Below are 17,455 nucleotides of genomic sequence, written 5' to 3'. Positions count from 1 at the left end.
CCCGTGCGATGGGCGTCAATGGCTCGTAGCGAAATCGCTCGATGAAAGACACGCCCGCCCCGGTGCACCGTTCGGTCTCCACCTGGCAGCAACCCCTACCGGCGCCCGCGTTGGCCACCCGGACCGCGCTGGTCGACGAGCTGACCGACCGGATCCTCGCCATCGGACCCGGTCGCCTCCGGGTCGGCGTCGACGGCCTGACCGCCGCCGGCAAGACCAGCCTCGGACACGAGCTGGCCCAGCGCGTCGCCGCCACTGGTCGACAGGTGCTGCGCGCCAGCCTGGACGACTTCAAACGCCCCTGGTCGGACCGGCACCGGTACGACCGGACCTCCGGGCCCGGCTACCACCGCAACGCGTTCGACCTGCCGGCGATCCGGGCCCTGCTGCTGGAACCCGCCGGGCCGGCCGGATCCGGAGCCTGCGTGCTCTGCCTGCGCGACCCACTCACGCAGCGCACGCACACCGACGTCGTCACCGAGGCGCCCCCCGACGCCGTGCTCATCGTGGACGGTGTGTTCGCGTTCCGCCCCGAGCTGGACGACCTCCGCTACCTTGCCGCCGCAAGCGTCTACCTCGCCGAAGCCGACCCGCTCTCACAGGTCGACGCGATCGTGGACAACACCAACCTCACCCGTCCCCGTCTGCTGCCGCACTGAGCGCACGGTCGGGCTGCTCGCGACGCCTCAGCGCCACCGCACCGACGGCGTTCAGACCGACACCCCACACCAGCAGTACGCAGAACCACTGCGCCCACCGCAGCACGCTCATCTCCCCGAGAGCAGGTTGCGCACGCTGCCGAACGGGGTGAGCCACACCTGCGCCGGACGGAGAGCGTCCACCGCGCCCAGCAGCCCGAACAGACCCAACGGCAGGACGATCGTGGCGAGGAACGCGACCACCGTCGACCGCAGCAGCAGGCCCAGCCCGGTGCCCACCAGCCCGGCGACGACCTGTACCAGCACGCTGCCCACCGCGATCGTTCCGACGTGCCGCCACGGGTCGTCGGCCACGTCGGCCGGGGTGAGAGCGAGCGTCGCCGCGCAGATCAGCACCCCGACGACGCCGATGACGACGGCCGGCAGCCCCACCGCGAGCACCGTGGGGATGACCCGGACGGCGTCGGGCGCCCGTCGCAGGTCGCGCACCAGGAGGATGCCGAAGAGCGGCGTCATGACCGACATCAGGCTCTGGACCGTGTCCGAGAGACCGGCGAACGTGCGGTCGGCGGGGTCCATCGCGGGGGTCACGGCCACGGCGGCGAGCAGCCCCGCCAGCAGGGTGCCCGCGAGCAGCCACCGTCGGGCCCGCGTGCCGATGGCGCGCCGGGAAGTGTCGCGAGTCGTCTTGTCCTCGTCCATGCGGCTCCCGCCCCGCGCCGGCGCGTGCCGGGCGCGATCGCCGGTCAGCGTACCGACCGAACGGCCCCTCCGTGGCCCCGCGACCGCCGCCGGCCGACCGGTCGGGACCACTGCGGGCTGTTCGTTGGCTCACGTCCGCGGCCCGAGGCACGGCGGGTCGCGTAGGTCCTCCGGGAGTTGTCCTAGCCTCGGGCTAGGCTCGCTGCGGCGCGCCACGCCGGCTGATGTCGCCGGTGACCGGCAGCACACCGCCGAGACCGGGGAGTACGACCAGTTGACCGCAGAGCCTGACACCCTGTACGGGGCCGATGACCTCACCCACCTTGAGGGGCTGGACGCCGTCCGCAAGCGGCCCGGCATGTACATCGGTTCCACCGACAGCCGTGGCGTGGGTCACCTCGTCAACGAGATCCTCGACAACTCCACCGACGAGGGTGTGGCCGGTCACGCCACCAACGTCGAGGTGACGCTGCACGCCGACGGCTCGGTGCAGGTCGACGACGACGGCCGGGGCATCCCCACCGACGTGCACGCCAAGTCCGGCATCTCCGGCGTCGAGCTGGTGCTCACCCGGCTGCATGCCGGGGGCAAGTTCGGCGGCTCCGGCTACAAGACCTCCGGCGGCCTGCACGGCGTCGGCGCGTCCGCGGTCAACGCGCTGTCCCGCCGGTTCGACGTGACCGTCCGCCGCGCCGGCAAGATCCACTCGATGTCCTTCCGGCACGGCGTGCCGGGGATCTTCGACGGCGACGGGCCGGACGCGCCGTTCACCGCCGGCCCTGGGCTCCAGGTGGTCGGCGCCATGAAGCGCAGGCAGTCCACCGGCACCTCGATCCGCTGGTGGCACGACACCCGCTACTTCGAGACCGGCGCGGCACTCGACGTCGACGCGGTCCGGATGAAGCTGCGCAACACCGCCTTCCTGGTCCCCGGCGTGCGATACCTGCTGCGCGACCTCACCGGCGAGGCGCCCGCCGAGGAGACGTTCCACTACCCCAACGGGCTCAGCGACATGGTGGAATTCCTCGCCCCGGCCGGCGACCGCCCGGTCTCCGGCACCCTGCTGGTCACCGGCGAGGGGACGTACCGGGAGAACGCCGCCGACGCCAACGGCGTCATGCAGTCCAACGTGCAGCGCCGCGCCGAGGTCGAGGTGGCGTTCCGTTGGGGCACCGGCTACGAGCGCACCGTCGAGTGCTTCACCAACACCATCCGCAACGCACACGGCGGCACGCACCGCAAGGGCTTCGAGCGGGCCCTGGCGCGCACCCTCGCCGACGCCGTCCGCAACACCCGCGGGCTGCTCAAGGCCAAGGAGGAGCCGCCCACCCTGGACGACGTCCTGGAGGGGATGACGGCGGTGGTGCACGTGCGGCTCCCCGAGCCGCAGTTCACCTCGCAGACCAAGGACGAGCTGTCCACCACCGGCATCACCAAGGTGATCCAGACCCTGGTCGACGCACACATCAAGGCGTGGCTGGAAGACAAGCGCACCAAGGCCGAGGCGCGCACCGTGCTGCAGAAGATCGTGGACGCGGCGCGGGTGCGGCTCACCCAGAAGCAGCAGAAGGACGCCGCGCGGCGCAAGACCGCCCTGGAGGGCGCGTCGATGCCGCCGAAGCTGGTCGACTGCCGGGCCATCGGCATCGACCGAAGCGAGCTCTTCATCGTCGAGGGCGACAGCGCCCTCGGGACGAGCCGGATGGCCCGCTCCTCGGAATACCAGGCGCTGCTGCCGATCCGGGGCAAGATCCTCAACGTACAGAAGGCCAACCTCCAGCAGGTGTTGGACAATGCCGAGTGCGCGGCGATCGTCCAGGTGCTCGGCGCCGGTTCGGGGCGCACCTTCGACCTGTCCGCACTGCGCTACGGCCGGGTGCTGATCATGGCCGACGCGGACGTGGACGGCGCGCACATCCGTACGCTCCTGATCACCCTCTTCGCCCGGTACATGCGGCCGTTGATCGAGGCCGGTCGGCTCTACGCCGCGATGCCACCCCTGCACAAGATCACCACCAAGGGGCGCAACCCGCAGACCACCTACACCTACACCCAGGCCGAGATGGAGGCGACGGTCCGCAAGCTGGAGAAGTCCGGCAAGCAGATCGTCACCCCGATCCCGCGGTTCAAGGGCCTCGGTGAGATGGACGCCGACGAACTGTGGGACACCACGATGAACCCGGCCACCCGCGCCGTCCGCCGGATCACCCTCGACGACGTGGACGCCGCCGAGCGGATCCTCGAACTGCTGATGGGGGAGAAGGTCGAGCCGCGCCGCAACTGGCTGATCGACTCCGCCGACCGGGTCGACCGTGAGGCGATCGACGCATGAGCACGCGTACCGTCCGAGGGGAAAGCTGAGTCATGGCACGCCGCAAGGAAAACAAGGTCGATCTCTCCTCGTTCGACCAGGCCGGCGCGCGGGTCTTCGACAATCCGCTGGTCACCGAGGTCTCGGACTCCTACCTGGAGTACGCGTTCTCGGTCATCCACTCCCGTGCCCTGCCCGACGCCCGCGACGGCCTCAAGCCGGTGCACCGGCGCATTCTCTGGTCGATGTACGAGCAGGGCTACCGCCCCGACCGCGCGCATGTGAAGTCTGCCCGAATTGTCGGTGATGCGATGGGCAAGTACCATCCACACGGCGACACGGCGATTTACGACGCCATGGTGCGTCTCGCGCAGGACTTCTCGCTCAACGTGCCGCTCATCGACGGGCATGGAAATTTTGGATCTCCAGACGATGGCCCGGCCGCCTCGAGATACTGCATTACCGGAGACACCCGCATCCGACTTGCGGACGGCACCAGCCCTCGGATCGCTGACCTGGTGAACCTCCCGTCAGACAGCGAAGCCGAAGCCGACTTCGAGGTGCTCGACAAGGACGGTAAAGCCGTCCATGTTGACAAGGTGTTCAACTCGGGCGTCCATCCGACGATCCGGATCGCCACGGAAGCCGGATTCTCGCTCCGAGGCAGCGAGAATCACCTGGTGCTCTGTCTTGAGTCACCCATGGGTGTTCCCCTCTTCCAGTGGCGACGGCTCGACGAACTCGCAGTTGACTCGATCGTCTGTGTGGCACGAAATGCCTGGTCCCAGGTCATTCCCACAGCTCGTGAGTATTCGCTGGGCGTTCTCGGCGGGGCGTGGGCGTCCGAGGGCTTCGCGAATGAGTCCAGAGCCGGATTCAACAACACCGACGAGCACTTCTTCGGTGAGGTCCTGCACGCGTACGACCAAGTGGTTGGTGGGCGGCGTTACGTCAGCGAGAGAGAGACCCGTCGCGACCGAAAGCGCATTCAGGAAATTGATGTTCAGCTTTATGCCGGCGGTATGGACGCGTTCCGCGCAAGTCCGTTGGCCGAGTTCATCGGGCATCAGGCCCGGGACAAGTTCGTCCCGCAGTTCGTCTGGAACGGTGGCTGGGGCGTCAAGCGTGCCTTCCTCATGGCCCTCTTCGAGGGGGACGGCGGGGTGCGCGTCGCCAAGGACAGCTTCACCGTCCAGTACACCAGCTACAGTGAGCGACTCACCAGGGAGGCCCAAGAGCTGCTCGCGGAATTCGGTGTCGTTGCCTGCTGGCGCCGCTACACACGTCCCAGCGGCTCGGTCGAGCACCGTTTGGTGATTTCCGGTCTGCGAAACATCAAAGCATTCGCCAACCGCGTGGGATTCCTCCGCACTAAGCAGGCAAAGCTGGACAAGGTTCTGCGACACGCACCGCTGCGTCCGCATCGGCTCAGCAAAGACCACGTTCCGTTCGTTGCCACGTACGTGCGAGACACCTTGGACTTCGACCGCCGCGGTAGCGGACGCAAGTGGCTTACGACCCACAACTTCGATCGCGTCGAGCGATGGGAGACCGAGCGCCTCCGCATCATCGATCGCATCAAGAATCCAGAGCTCCTGGCGACCATCCTTCCGATCATGGACTCTGGGTACCGGTTCGAGCGCGTCACCGAGGTGACGCCTAGCGAGCCGGCCGAGGTCTACTCGGTGCGTGTCAATTCCGAGGACCATTCCTTCATCGCCGGCGGTTTCGTAAACCACAACACGGAAGCGCGGATGTCGCGCGAGGCGATGCTGCTCGTCGGTGAGCTGGGCGAGGACACCGTCGACGTCGAGCCCAACTACGACGGCTCGCTGACCCAGCCGACCGTGCTGCCGGCCGCCTTCCCCAACCTGCTGGTCAACGGCGCGTCCGGGATCGCGGTCGGGATGGCCACCAACATGATCCCGCACAACCTGGCCGAGGTGGTCACCGCCGCCCGCTGGCTGATCAACCACCCGGACGCCACTCTGGACAAGCTCATGGAGTTCGTTCCCGGCCCCGACCTGCCCACCGGCGGCGTGCTGCTCGGCCTGGACGAGGTGCGCCGGGCGTACGAGACCGGGCGCGGTGTGGTGCGGATGCGCGGCAAGGTGGAGATCGGCCCCCTCGAGGGCAGCCGGGGGCGCCAGGCGATCACCGTGGTCGAGCTGCCGTACGGCGTCGGCGCGGAGAAGGTCATCGCGGCGATCACCAACGAGGTCACCAAGACCAAGCGGCTGACCGGCATCGCCGACGTCAAGGACCTCACCGACCGGGAGAGCGGCACCCGGCTCGTCGTCGAGTGCAAGGTGGGGGTCAACCCGCAGGCCCTGCTCGCCGACCTGTACCGACTCACCCCGCTGGAGCAGTCGTTCGGCGTCAACAACCTGGTGCTGGTGGACGGGCAGCCCCGCACCCTCGGGTTGAAGGCGCTGCTGGAGGTGTTCCTGGCCCACCGGTACGAGGTGGTCACCCGGCGCAGCTCGTACCGCCGCCGCAAGCGTCAGGAGCGGCTGCACCTGGTCGACGGCCTGCTGATCGCACTGCTGGACATCGACCGGGTGGTCCGGCTGATCCGGGGCAGTGACGACGCGCAGGCCGCCAAGGACGGTCTGATGAGCCAGTTCGGCCTCTCCGATATCCAGGCCACCTACATCCTGGACACTCCGCTGCGCCGCCTGACCAAGTTCGACCGGATCGAGCTGGAGACCGAGCAGGAGCGGCTGCGTACGGAGATCGCCGAGCTGTCCACGATCCTCGACGACGACAGGGTGCTCAAGAAGCTGGTCTCTGACGAGCTGGCGGCCGTGGTCAAGCAGTTCAGCACCGAGCGGCGGACCACGCTGGTCGACGGCGACCTCAAGGAGGTGCTGGCCGCGTCCGCGCCGGCCGGGCCGCTGGAGGTCGCCGACGACCCGTGTCAGGTGATCCTCTCCGCGACCGGGCTGGTCGCCCGCACCGCGGCCGAGTCGGAGGAGAGCGCCGAGCGGCGTCGCCGCAACGGCCGGGTCAAGCACGACACGGTCCGCGCGATCGTGCACTCCACCGCCCGTGGTCGGGTGTTGCTGGTGACCAGCGCCGGCCGGGCGTTCAAGATCGACGTACTGCCGTTGCCGGTGCTGCCCGAGCAGGCGGGCACGGTGTCGCTGCGGGGTGGGATGTCCGCCGCCGAGCTGGTGCCGCTGGAGGCGGGGGAGACGGTGGTCGGCCTGGCCCCGCTCGGCGGGCCGGCGGACGGTTCGCCGGGGTTGGCGCTCGGCACCCGGCAGGGCGTGGTGAAGATCTGTGCGCCGGAGTGGCCGGTGCGCTCCGACGAGTTCGAGGTGATCGGCCTGCGGGACGGCGACGAGGTGGTCGGGGCGACCTGGCTGACCGACGGCGCCGAGACGCTGACCTTCGTCACCTCGGAGGCGTCGCTGCTGCGTTTCGCCGTCGGGCTGGTCCGCCCGCAGGGCCTCAAGGGTGGCGGCATGGCCGGCATCAACCTGCCCGCCGGAGCCCGGGTGGTCTTCTTCAGCGCGGTGCGCACCGACGACCCGGGGCACGGTGAGCCGATGGTGGTCACCTCCACCGGGGCGACGGTCAAGGTGACGCCGTTCAAGGCGTACCCGGCGAAGGGTCGGGCGACCGGCGGCGTGCGCGCGCACCGTTTCCTCAAGGACGAGACGGACGTGGTCGTCGCCTGGGTGGGGCCGCGTCCGGTGGGCGCGACCGGCACCGGTGAACCGGTCGAGCTGCCCGCCGCCGACCCGCGCCGCGACGGCTCCGGCTTCGCCGTGATGCTCGGCCCGACGGTGGTCGGCCACCTGGTCGAACGCGACTGACCCGCCTCCTGCCTGACCCGACCCCCCACCCGAGGGGGGTCGGGGCGGGGGTGGATCAGGTGCCGCTGGGGACTCGCTCCCGCTCCCGCTCAGCCCCGGGCTGCCGGACGATTGTCGGCGCAGGGTAGGCCGGGCGGAGCGTGAGGAGACTGCCGACCAGCCCGGAGAAGAGCACCACCACGCCGAGCGCGATCGCGGTGGCCGGCGGGAGCACCACCCGCCCCTGGGGACCCCGGGCCGAACGGCTGGGCCGGGCGGCCGAGCGGACGATCTCGTCGATCCGCTCGGCCTGCCTCTCGCGCGCCGCCGCTGCGCGTCTCAGGCGACGCCGACGGGCCGGAACTGGACGCTGACCCGGGGGCCGACGGGCCGGGCGGTCTTGGGGATCGCATGTTCCCAGGTGCGCTGGCAGGAGCCGCCCATCACCACCAGGTCGCCGTGCCCGAGCGGGAACCGTAGGCTCGCGCCCCCGCCGCGCGGGCGCAGCAGCAGCGGCCGCGGCGCGCCGAAGGAGACGATGGCGACCATCGTGTCGGTGTGCGCGGAGCGGCCATGGGTGTCGCCGTGCCAGGCGACGCTGTCCCGACCCGAGCGGTAGAGGCACATGCCGGCGGTGACGAACGGCTCGCCCAACTCGGGGGCGTAGTGGCGGGTGAGCGCGGTGCGCGCCTCGGTCAGCAGCGGGTGCGGCAGCGGCCGGTCCGGCCCGTACCAGGAGAGCAGGCGGGGCACCGCCACCTCGGTGTCGTACATCGTCCGTCGTTCGCCCCGCCAGGGCACGTCCCGCAGCAGGGTGTCGAAGATGGCGTCCGAGCCGGAGACCCAGCCGGGCAGGTGGTCCACCCAGGCGCCCCGGGAGAGCTGTCGCCGACGCAGTTGCCCGGCCAGCGGGCCGAGCGACGGCTCCGCGGCGGCGAGATCCAGCATCGACGGCTGGTAGGCGGGCCCGGACACACGCTCACCCTACCCGCCGTGTTGGTACAGGTGTACGACCGGGGAGTCTTTTCGCCCGCTGGTCACCTCGCGCACATGTCGGTGTCGTCGGACATCGTCGGAGCGGCCCTAGCGTGAGGCGGCTCCGTCCGGTCCGGGCGGGCGGTGTCGCGAGGAGACGACCAGTGCAGAGCAGTTCCACCAGCCTGTCGGTGGCGGACCGATCGACGGCTTCGCCGGTGGAGCCGCCACCGGTCCCGGCCCGCCGGCGGGCGCTCCTGATCGCGGCGGGGCTCGCCGCCGCCTGGGTCGTCCCGGTGCTGGCGTACGCCCTCGGGCTCGCCGGGCTGCTGCCGCCGCTCGTGCTGCTGCTGACGGCCGGGTTGCTGCGCGTCGGGCGCACCCTGCTCGACCGGCTGGTGCTGGCCGTGGCGCTGCTGGTCGGCGCGGTCTGCGCCGCGGCGCTGCTCTTCTCGTTCTGGCCGTGGGGTCTGCACCCGGTGCCCGTCGCCGGCACGGCCCTGACCGCGCTGCTCGGGCTCGGCCTGCTCACCGGCCGCCGGCCGCGCCTTCCCCGGCCGGTCCCGGCCGACCTGGCGCCGGTGGCCGCCGCGGTGCTGTCCGGCCTGGCGCTGGCGTGGCCCTATCTGCGCGCCGACGGTCTGGCCGGCCGGCTGGCGTACGCCATGGTCGGCGAGGACAACAGCCGGCACCTGGCGGCCGTCGAGGGAATCCGGGCGGTGGGCGGCTACCTCTTCGCCGACCCCGACGCCGCGGCCCGGATCGCACCGGAGGCGATGGTCTACTACCCGCAGGGCTTCCACGTCACGGCCGCGTTGCTGGACACCTTCCTGCGCTCGTCGACCGCCGCCGGGGGACCGGCGAGCACCCTCGACCACTACCTGGGTTGGGCGATCTCCGCGTACGCGCTGCTGGTGCTGGCCGTGGTCTGGGCCGCCGGCCGGATCGCCGGCCGGCTGCTGAACCCGGTCCGCGCGTTCGGCCTGGCCGGCGCGGTCACCGCGCTCGCACTCGGCTCCGAGCTCACCCGGTTCGTGGTCTACGGCTACCCGGGCGAGAGCCTCGGCCTGGCGCTCACCGCGATCCTCATCGCGCTGGTCTGCCGGCCGGTGGCCCGGACCGGCACCCAGCTCTGCCTGCTCGGGGCGCTCTGCGTCGGCGTGGGCTTCGCGTACCTGATGTTCCTGCCGGTGGTCGGCGTGCTGGTGCTGGCCTGGCTGGTCCGGCACCGGCGGGCGGTGCGCCGGCGACCGTGGCTGCTCGTCACGGTCGCGGTGGTGACCGCCGTGCTCACCCCGCTGCCCAGTGTGGCCGGCCTCCTCTTCACCGACCAGGTCGACAACGTCGCCACCGGTGGCGGGGTGTTTCCGCGCTACGACGCCTACCTGGCGCTGACCGCGGTGATCGGCGCCGGGTTGTTCGCCGGCGGCCTGCGGTTGCCGGTGTGGCGCCGGTACGCGGGTGCGTTGGCCGCGGCGCTGGCCTTCGCCGTCGGTTTCCTCGTCTACTTCCGGGCGCTCGGCACCGATCCGCGCTACTACTACGGCAAGACCCTGCACCTGTTGCTGGTCGTCCTGCTCATCGGCGCGGGGGCGGGGCTGCTGCTGCGGCCACCGCCGGCGCGCGTCGCGGCGGCCCGCCGCCCCGGCGCCCTCCCGGTGGTCCTCGCCCGGGTGCTCGTCGCGCTCTCGCTGGTGGTCGGGACGGCGGGGATCGCCGGTCTGGCGCGCGGCGGCGGGATCTTCGCCCAGCCGTTCGGCAACCGCAGCACCACCTGGTCGGCCGCCTGGTGGTCGGGGCTGCTGGCGCGGCCCCGGCAGGCCGACGTGACGGCCCGCGCGCTGGCCCAGGCGCCGGTACGTGACGGCGAGGTGACCGTGGTGGTCAGCGACCACCGGCGGGAGGGCTACCTGGAGACACTCTTCCTCGCCACCCTGCAGGGCACCCACGGCGCGTCCGCGCCGGCGTTCTACAACCTGCCGCTCGCTGAACCGGCCCGCGCCGCGGCGGTGGTCGATCGGGAGCGGCGGCCGATCCGCTTCCTGACCACCGGGCCGGAGGCCGCGGCGGTGGTCGAGCGGCTGCTCGCCGAACGTCCGGAGCTGCGTTCCCGGGTGACACTCGAACCGCTGCGCTGACCCGGGTCGCCGCAACGAGAGCAGGTACGGCGACCCGGCGAGGTCGCGCGGTGCCGGTCAGGCCGGTGTGGCGGCGCGGGCCTGCAGCACGGCGTCGGCCACCCGGCGTCGGCCCAGCCCATCCACCGTGGACCAGGCCCGGGCGGAGAGGGTCGCACGGCGGGCCGGGGAGGTGAGCAGCGCGGTCAGGGTCCGCGCGGCGGCCGTCCGCGCCGCCCGCCCGGCCATCCCGCCGGCGGCCAGTTCCGGCAGCTCACCGAGGCCGGCGACCAGGCCGTGCTCCACCACCCGGCGGTACGACTCGCGCTGGTTGTCCACCACGCAGACCAGCGCGGCGGCCGCACCGAGGCAGCACAGCTCCCAGGTGGAGGTGCCGGCGGCGCTGACCACCAGGTCCGCCGCGCCGATCAGGGCCGGCAGCTCGTCGGTGGGCGGCACCGGGCGCAGCGACTGCCCCCGGCCCGTCGTCACGGTCGCCAGCTCGGCCTCCACCTCGGGCCGACCCACCACGACGGTCAGGTCCATCGGGTGTCCGGTGGACAGCAGCACCCTGGCGAGCACGGGTGCGGCGCCGACCGCGTCGGTGCCGCCGAAGAAGGCCAGCACCCGGGGACGGCTCACCGATGCCGCGGGCGGTGGCGCCGGCGGCCGGGCCGCCACCACCGAGTCCCGCAGCAGCGTGTACCGGGCGCCGGCGAGCAGCCGCCGCGGAGGCACGGCGATGTCCGTGCCGAAGTTCTGGTCGAGGTACAGGTCGGCGTCCTGACCCCGGGTGTCGCCGTCGACCACGGCGAGGGTCAGGACACCCGCCGCGCGCAGCGCGCCCGCCGCGGTTGGTTCGAGGTCGTAAGAGTCGACGACCATGACGTCGAGCTGGTGCCGGCGGGCCGTCTCGACCAGGTCGGCGACAGTCCGCGGACCCGGGTGCAGTGGGATGCCCCGCGCCGCGAGCTGTGCGGCGGCCCAGCCGACCCCCTCGACGGCGCCGAACATGTCGACGCGGCTGCCGCGGGCCAGGAACTCCTCGCCCAACGCCAGCGAGCGGACCAGGTGGCCGACGCCGCGCCGCGGCCCGGCGTCGCAGCGCAACCCGACGCGTAACGTGCTCAGGACTCCTCCAGTCGCTTCTGTCGTACGCCCGCGTTGAGCGCGCGCAGCGCCGGCTGCTCGTCGAGCCAGTCGGCGAGCTTGGCCAGCGGCACGCTGACGTCGCCGAAATGGTCGGTCACCGCGCGCACCAGCGTCCAGTCCTGCTCGGTGTCGAGGGTGAGCCGGAGTCCGGACCGGTCCGGTGTGAGCGTCACCCCGAGCACCCGGAACAGCTCCGGGTGGGTGTACGCGTACGAGGTGACGTGCACCCGGTGGTGCTCGGTGGCGAGCCGGTCCAGCGTCCGCAGCGCGTCGGCGCGGATGATCTCGACGTCCAGTCCGCGTGGCAGTGTGCGCGCGATCGACGTGCTCGCGTAGTCCAGCCCGGGTACCGCCCGGTAGACCGAGGCCACCAGCGTGATGATCTCCGGGTCGAGCAGCGGGCAGTCGGCGGTGAACCGCATGACCGCGTCCCCGGGGTGCGCGTCCAGCGCGCCGATGAACCGGCTCAGCACGTCGTCGACCGGGCCGCGGTGGCACGGCACGCCGAGCCGGTCGCACTCGGCGGCCACCGCGTCGTCGACCGTGTCCGTGCTGGTCGCCACCACCAGGTCGGCGAGCACCCCGCTGTCCCGGGCGGCCCGGACCACCCGGCCCAGCACGCTGCGGCCGGCGAGCGGTCGCAGCACCTTGCCCGGCAACCGGGACGAGCCCATCCGGGCCTGCACGATCCCAACGATCCGCATCACCGGCACCCCCGTCCGGTGCCGCCACGGCCGCTCACTGCTGCTCCTGCCGCTTCGGCGCCAGCGCCTGGCGGGCCCGCCGCTTGGCCACGCGGGCCCCGCGCCGGGCCAGCCGCGCCGGGGTGAGAGCCAGCCGTCCGACCCGGTAGCTCAGCGATCCGCTGAGCAGGTTGATGGTCGCGTCGGCCCGGCGTAGCGCCCGCTCCCGCGAGGTGAGCAGGTCCTCGGTCCACCTCAGCGACGCGGACATCCGGGTCAGCTCGTCGCGCTGGCGCAGCCACGCCTCGTGCAGTTGCTGGTAGCCGCCCGGCCCGGCCGGCGGGTCGGTCGGCTCGACCGACCGCAGCTCGGCGACGAGGGTGACCCGCCCGTCGGCGTCCAGCCCCCGGAGCGCGGCGGTGACCGCCGCCTCCGCCTCCACCGCGGCCGACACCGTCGCCCGGTCGAGGTCGTGGCCGGCGAGGCCGCCCAGCACCACGGTCAGTCCCGCGACGTCCAGCGTGGACGCCCAGGGATGGGCGTACCCGCCGGTGAGCAGCGCGACGGCGAACCGCCACAGACCCCGGGCGAGCACCACGTCGCGGGGGAGCGCCTCGGTGGCCCGCCAGCTGAGGTCGAGCACGGCGTACCGGCCGGCGGAGACCACCACGTTGTCGGTGCCGGCCAGCGCGGCGGCGCCGGCGATCCGGCCGTCGTCACCGGCCTGCCCGGCGAGCCAGTCCGCGTACCCGTGCAGCAGCGCCCGCAGCGTTTCCAGGTCCCGCCGCAGGGCGGCGTCGAGCAGCAGGGTGCGCAGCAGCCGCCCGTCGGGCACCGGTTGCCCGATGAGCGCGGACGGGTCCCGATACGCCGCCTTGCGGCTGGCGAACGGCGCGGCGGCCGTGCCGGTGCGGTCGGCGCCGGCGGTGGCCTGCCACCGCCAGCCGTCCGGCCCGTCGACCACCTCCACCACGTCGGAGCCGGGCGGGCCGGTCTGCAGCAGCGCCACCGGAAGGTCGCCCGGCGACCCGAGGGCCGGGGCGGCGTCGGATGCCGGGGCCTTGCGGGCCAGCACCAGCCAGCCCGGGGCCAGCGCGGCGCCGTGCCCGGCGTGCAGCGCGTCCACGGCCAGCCGGGCGGGGTCCTGGAGCACCGTCGCGGCGGTGAAGCCTCCCGTGCAGGCGTGGTGCAGGACCGCGTCGAAGAACCCGGAGGTGGTACGCCGGTCGAGTTGGTCGGCGTCGAGCAGCGCGGTCGGGTAGGCGGCGAAGCAGGCGCCCGGGCGCAGCCCGACGTCGGTCAGGCGGGCGCGCACCTGCTCCCGGTTCGCGGGACGGTCGGTGTCGAGGACGCCGCCGATGGTCCAGGCGGCGTCGTCGCGTCGGGCGTACCAGGGGGCGGTGTCGACCAGCCGGTGCAGCCCGAGCGGGTTGTCCACCCGCAGCAGCAGAGTGCCGCCGGGGGACAGCGCGTCGGCCAGTCGGCCCAGCACGCCATCCCAGCCTTGCCGGGCGCCCTCCACCGACTCCACCGGATCCAGGCCCGCGCCGGCGATGACCACGTCGAACCGCTCGTCCTGCGGCAGGCCGGCCGGCCCGCCCACCACTACCCGGGCGGTACGCGCGGCCATCGCCACCGCGTCCGGGTAGCTGCGCAGCAGGCAGGTGACCTCGGCGTGCGCGAGCCGGTCGAGCATCCCCGGATCGTGCGGGCCGGCCAGCAGCACCCGGGCGCCGGGCGGCACGATCCGCGCCGCCAGCGCGGCCAGGGCTCCACCGTCGGCGGGGCGCTGCTCCGGCAGGTCGGACCAGGCCAGCATCTCCCCGCCCGGCAGCGCGATCCGGTCGACGGGTGCCGTCTCAATGGTCAACTGGTTCCTCCTGGAGGTTCGCCCACCCGAGCAGCTCGCGCAGCTCGGCCGGCGTGCAGCGGTGGTCGGTGCCCAGCTCGGCGCGCGCGATCGCGACGGCGGTCGGCAGGTCCACCGACTCGCCGTGCAGCTCCGGCCACTGGCGGCGGATCCGGGCGGTCCCGCCGAAGGTCGGGTCCTCGTCGGCGAGCACCATCGGGTCGCCGTACACCGCCGGTTCGCAGCCGGCGGCGATGCCGTAGAAGATCGCGCTGGTCAGCCGGTTCGACGCCACCCGGCGGTGCCGACGCAGCTCGGTGAGCTGCTTGTCGAGAAAGAGCGGGTCGGTGTCCTTCCACCAGTGCCCGCGGTAGCCGTGGCAGATCACACGGAAGCCGGCGTTCTCGTAGAGCCGGCGGACCCGCCGCATGCCGTACTCGTGCCAGTAGAGGCAGACGGTCACCGGGCCCGGCTCGGTGTCGCGGATCCGGGCGATGAGCTCCCTGTGGTCGCCGCGGACGTGCTGACCCTCCCAGCCGTGGAACGGATACCAGATGGTGCCCTGCCGCTGCGACTCCGGCGGGTCCTCGGGCCGCAGGGCCAGCAGGTACTCGAAGGGCGCGCCGATGACGACGACGTTGCGCCGCCCGACCGACCAGGCCCGCCGCCGGGTCTGCTCCGACCAGAGCAGGCTCGGCGTGCCCTCGGCGTACGGGTGGCCGGGGGCGAGCCCGTCGCCGATGTTCCAGCCGTGCTGGACGTACCCGTTGATCCGCGGCGGGTGGTCGTCGCCCAGCCCGGCGTAGCGGGCCAGCACGTGGGCGTGGCCGTAGAAGTGGTTGGCGTGGTGCATCAGCGTCCCATCAGGCGGCGACGGGCCGCGCCGGGCGGCCCCGCAGCGCCGCACCGAGCGCGTCGATGACGCGGTCCTGGTCGGCGTCGCTCAACGTCGGGTAGAGCGGCAGCGAGAGTTGCTGACGGTAGAACGACTCGGCGACCGGGCAGGATCCGCGCCGGTAGCCCAGGTCGGCGAAGACCGGGTGCCAGTGCACGGGGATGTAGTTGACCTGCACGCCGACGCCGGCGGCGCGCATCGCGTCGTACACCTCGCGGCGGCGGCCGTCGAGCACCCGGATCGGGTAGAGGTGCCAGGCCGGTTCGGCCCACGACTTCTGGACCGGTAGCCGCACCCCGTCCAGATCGGCCAGCGCCTCGTTGTAGCGGGCGACCAGCTCGGCCCGCCGGGCGAGGAAGGCGTCGAGCTGGCGCAGCTGGCTGCGGCCCAGGGCGCAGAGCACGTCCGGCAGCCGGTAGTTCAGCCCGAACTCGTGCACCTCCTGGTGCCAGCCGCCCTCGTCCGGCCAGCGCTGCTCGTCGCGCTCGCGGACCAGCCCGATGTTGCGGAACCGGCGGGCCCGCTTGAGCAGCTCGGCGTCGGTGCTGGCGACCGCGCCACCCTCTCCGGTGGTGAGGTGCTTCGTCGGGAAGAACGAGAAGGTGGTCAGGTCGGCGAGCGAGCCGACCGGCCGGCCCTGGTAGGTGGCGCCGATGGAGTGCGCGGCGTCGGCCAGCAGCAGCGCGTCCGAGCCGCTCAGAGCGGTTCGCAGCGCGTCGTAGTCGGCCGGGTGGCCGGCGTAGTCCACGGCCGAGACGACCCTGGTGCGCGACGTCGTCGCGGCGGCCGCCGCGGCCGGGTCGAGGGTGAAGGTCTCCTCCTCGACGTCCGCGAAGACGATCTTCGCGCCGAGCAGCGCGGCGCTGCTCGCGGTGGCCACGAAGGTCATCGGCGGGACGACCACCTCGTCGCCAGGGCCGACACCGGCCGCCGCGTACGCCACGTGCAGCGCGGCGGTGCCGTTGGAGACCGCCGCGCAGCCGGCTCCACCGGTCACCTTGGCCAGGTCCGCCTCGAACCCGTCGACCTGGGGGCCGGTGGTGAGCCAGTCGCCGCGCAGCACGTCGGCGACGGCCGCGACGTCGTCCTCGCTGACCGAGTGCCGGCCGTAGGGGAGCATCGCCATCACGCGGTGAGGCCGAGCATGTCGCGCAACCGCTCGACGCTGAGCCACTCGTCGTTGGTGTCCGACTGGTAGGCGAAGCCGTCCGGCACCGGCTCGCAGTCGACCGGCGGCTGGTAGCCCCAGCCGGCGATGGTCGGCTGGACGATGTACCGGTCCGCGGCGCGCACCGTCCGGCGGCTGTCGTCCGGCGCGATCATCTCCTCGTGCAGCTTCTCGCCGGGGCGGATGCCGATCTCGTGCGTGGTGGCGTCCGGGGCGACCGCCTCGACCAGGTCGAGGATCCGCATGCTGGGGATCCGGGGCACGTACAGCTCGCCGCCCTGCATCTGGTCGAACGAGTCCATGACGAACTGGACGGCCTGGTCCAGGGTGATCCAGAAGCGGGTCATCCGCTTGTCGGTGACCGGCAGGCTCTTGCCCTCGGCGGCCAGCCGGCGGAACAGCGGGACCACCGAGCCGCGGCTGCCCACGACGTTGCCGTAGCGCACCACGGCGAACCGGGTCGGGTGATGGGCGGCGTAGTGGTTGGCCGAGACGAAGAGCTTGTCGCCGACCAGCTTCGTCGCGCCGTACAGGTTGATCGGGCTGGACGCCTTGTCGGTCGAGAGCGCGATGACCTTCTTGACGCCAGCCTCGATCGCCGCGTCGACGACGTGCTGGGAGCCGGTGATGTTGGTGGCGATGTACTCCGAGGGGTTGTACTCGGCGGTGTCCACCTGCTTGAGAGCCGCGGCGTGCACGACGTGGTCCACCCCGTGCATCGCCCGGGTCAGCCGGTGCCGGTCCCGGATGTCGCCGATGAACCAGCGCAGCCGGGGGTCGTCACCGAGCTGCTGGCGTAGCTCGTACTGCTTGAGCTCGTCGCGGGAGAACACCACGACCCTCGCCGGGTCGGCCTCGGCGAGGACGTGCCGGAGGAAGGTCCTGCCGAAGGAACCCGTTCCCCCGGTGACAAGAATGGAGGACCCATTCAGCTCGCTCAATTGGTGCTCCCATGGTCGTGGTTGTTTCCGCGGTGGCATTCGGCTGGCCAACCGGATCGAGACGCTAGACCCGGCGGGTTAACAACCCGACGCACCCTGGTGAACTGATGCCGCGTGGGAAGTGAATGCGGAATGCCTTGCAGGCAAACACTTTTCGCTCGTTCGGGGCCTGGCTGAGCAGTTCAGAACCTCGGCTACAC

General features: G+C 72.4%; 12 protein-coding genes and 3 pseudogenes. 6 read left to right on the top strand and 9 right to left on the bottom strand.

Annotated elements, in window-relative coordinates; all coding sequences use genetic code 11:
• Nucleotides 1–41 precede the first annotated feature (41 nt).
• Nucleotides 42–659 carry a nucleoside/nucleotide kinase family protein gene (locus ACWD6N_RS09515; protein ID WP_354965976.1) on the top strand — a complete coding sequence of 206 codons (618 nt, stop codon included), beginning with the start codon at nt 42–44 and terminating at the stop codon, nt 657–659.
• A 108-nt stretch (nt 660–767) separates the two neighbouring features.
• Here ACWD6N_RS09515 and ACWD6N_RS09510 read toward each other — a convergent pair whose 3' ends face one another.
• Nucleotides 768–1,361 (bottom strand): hypothetical protein, encoded by a 594-nt coding sequence (locus tag ACWD6N_RS09510; protein ID WP_387327174.1) that lies wholly within the window; start codon nt 1,359–1,361, stop codon nt 768–770.
• Nucleotides 1,362–1,635: 274 nt separating this feature from the next.
• Between ACWD6N_RS09510 and ACWD6N_RS09505 the strand changes: the two genes are divergently transcribed.
• The 4 genes and pseudogenes from ACWD6N_RS09505 to ACWD6N_RS09490 all read left to right on the top strand — a co-directional run.
• Nucleotides 1,636–3,693 carry a DNA gyrase/topoisomerase IV subunit B gene (locus ACWD6N_RS09505; RefSeq protein WP_354965974.1) on the top strand — a complete coding sequence of 686 codons (2,058 nt, stop codon included), beginning with the start codon at nt 1,636–1,638 and terminating at the stop codon, nt 3,691–3,693.
• A gap of 32 nt (nt 3,694–3,725) precedes the next feature.
• Nucleotides 3,726–4,127: pseudogene (locus ACWD6N_RS09500) on the top strand (DNA gyrase subunit A); the annotation flags it as partial.
• 3 nt (nt 4,128–4,130) lie between these two features.
• A pseudogene (locus ACWD6N_RS09495) lies at nt 4,131–5,021 on the top strand (LAGLIDADG family homing endonuclease); the annotation flags it as partial.
• A gap of 393 nt (nt 5,022–5,414) precedes the next feature.
• A pseudogene (locus ACWD6N_RS09490) lies at nt 5,415–7,496 on the top strand (DNA gyrase subunit A); the annotation flags it as partial.
• Nucleotides 7,497–7,551: 55 nt separating this feature from the next.
• Here ACWD6N_RS09490 and ACWD6N_RS09485 read toward each other — a convergent pair.
• Nucleotides 7,552–7,710: a hypothetical protein gene (locus ACWD6N_RS09485; RefSeq protein ID WP_450004653.1), complete on the bottom strand. Its 159-nt coding sequence runs from the start codon at nt 7,708–7,710 to the stop codon at nt 7,552–7,554.
• Between the two features lie 104 nt (nt 7,711–7,814).
• A complete protein-coding gene (locus ACWD6N_RS09480; protein ID WP_354966130.1) occupies nt 7,815–8,423 on the bottom strand; it encodes an alpha-ketoglutarate-dependent dioxygenase AlkB in 609 nt (202 codons plus the stop codon).
• 191 nt (nt 8,424–8,614) lie between these two features.
• Here ACWD6N_RS09480 and ACWD6N_RS09475 point away from each other — a divergent pair, with 191 nt between their 5' ends.
• Nucleotides 8,615–10,588 carry a hypothetical protein gene (locus tag ACWD6N_RS09475; protein ID WP_354965972.1) on the top strand — a complete coding sequence of 658 codons (1,974 nt, stop codon included), beginning with the start codon at nt 8,615–8,617 and terminating at the stop codon, nt 10,586–10,588.
• A gap of 57 nt (nt 10,589–10,645) precedes the next feature.
• Here the strand turns inward: ACWD6N_RS09475 and ACWD6N_RS09470 are convergent, their stop codons facing one another.
• The 6 genes from ACWD6N_RS09470 to pseB are packed head-to-tail and all read right to left on the bottom strand — an operon-like array spanning nt 10,646 to nt 17,294.
• A complete protein-coding gene (locus ACWD6N_RS09470) occupies nt 10,646–11,698 on the bottom strand; it encodes a PseG/SpsG family protein (RefSeq protein WP_354966129.1) in 1,053 nt (350 codons plus the stop codon).
• Complete coding sequence (locus tag ACWD6N_RS09465; RefSeq protein WP_354965971.1) at nt 11,695–12,426, bottom strand: glycosyltransferase family protein; 732 nt, start codon at nt 12,424–12,426, stop codon at nt 11,695–11,697. Before ACWD6N_RS09465 ends, ACWD6N_RS09470 begins: the two co-directional genes overlap by 4 nt.
• Nucleotides 12,427–12,457: 31 nt before the next feature.
• Nucleotides 12,458–14,272: a class I SAM-dependent methyltransferase gene (locus tag ACWD6N_RS09460; protein ID WP_387327179.1), complete on the bottom strand. Its 1,815-nt coding sequence runs from the start codon at nt 14,270–14,272 to the stop codon at nt 12,458–12,460.
• Nucleotides 14,262–15,104 (bottom strand): hypothetical protein, encoded by an 843-nt coding sequence (locus tag ACWD6N_RS09455; RefSeq protein WP_354965970.1) that lies wholly within the window; start codon nt 15,102–15,104, stop codon nt 14,262–14,264. Before ACWD6N_RS09455 ends, ACWD6N_RS09460 begins: the two co-directional genes overlap by 11 nt.
• A gap of 10 nt (nt 15,105–15,114) precedes the next feature.
• Nucleotides 15,115–16,275: a DegT/DnrJ/EryC1/StrS family aminotransferase gene (locus ACWD6N_RS09450; protein WP_354965969.1), complete on the bottom strand. Its 1,161-nt coding sequence runs from the start codon at nt 16,273–16,275 to the stop codon at nt 15,115–15,117.
• A complete protein-coding gene (gene pseB / locus ACWD6N_RS09445; protein WP_354965968.1) occupies nt 16,272–17,294 on the bottom strand; it encodes a UDP-N-acetylglucosamine 4,6-dehydratase (inverting) in 1,023 nt (340 codons plus the stop codon). Before pseB ends, ACWD6N_RS09450 begins: the two co-directional genes overlap by 4 nt.
• Nucleotides 17,295–17,455 lie beyond the last annotated feature (161 nt).

It is taken from the genome of Micromonospora sp. NPDC005163 (assembly GCF_053599835.1).
This window is presented reverse-complemented; position numbering and strand designations above follow the sequence as displayed.

Coding starts and splice junctions, on each gene's coding strand:
- ACWD6N_RS09515 (WP_354965976.1), top strand. CDS start 42: ATGAAAGACACGCCCGCCCCGGTGCACCGTTCGGTCTCCACCTGGCAG.
- ACWD6N_RS09510 (WP_387327174.1), bottom strand. CDS start 1,361: ATGGACGAGGACAAGACGACTCGCGACACTTCCCGGCGCGCCATCGGC.
- ACWD6N_RS09480 (WP_354966130.1), bottom strand. CDS start 8,423: ATGCTGGATCTCGCCGCCGCGGAGCCGTCGCTCGGCCCGCTGGCCGGG.
- ACWD6N_RS09455 (WP_354965970.1), bottom strand. CDS start 15,104: ATGCACCACGCCAACCACTTCTACGGCCACGCCCACGTGCTGGCCCGC.
- pseB (WP_354965968.1), bottom strand. CDS start 17,294: ATGCCACCGCGGAAACAACCACGACCATGGGAGCACCAATTGAGCGAG.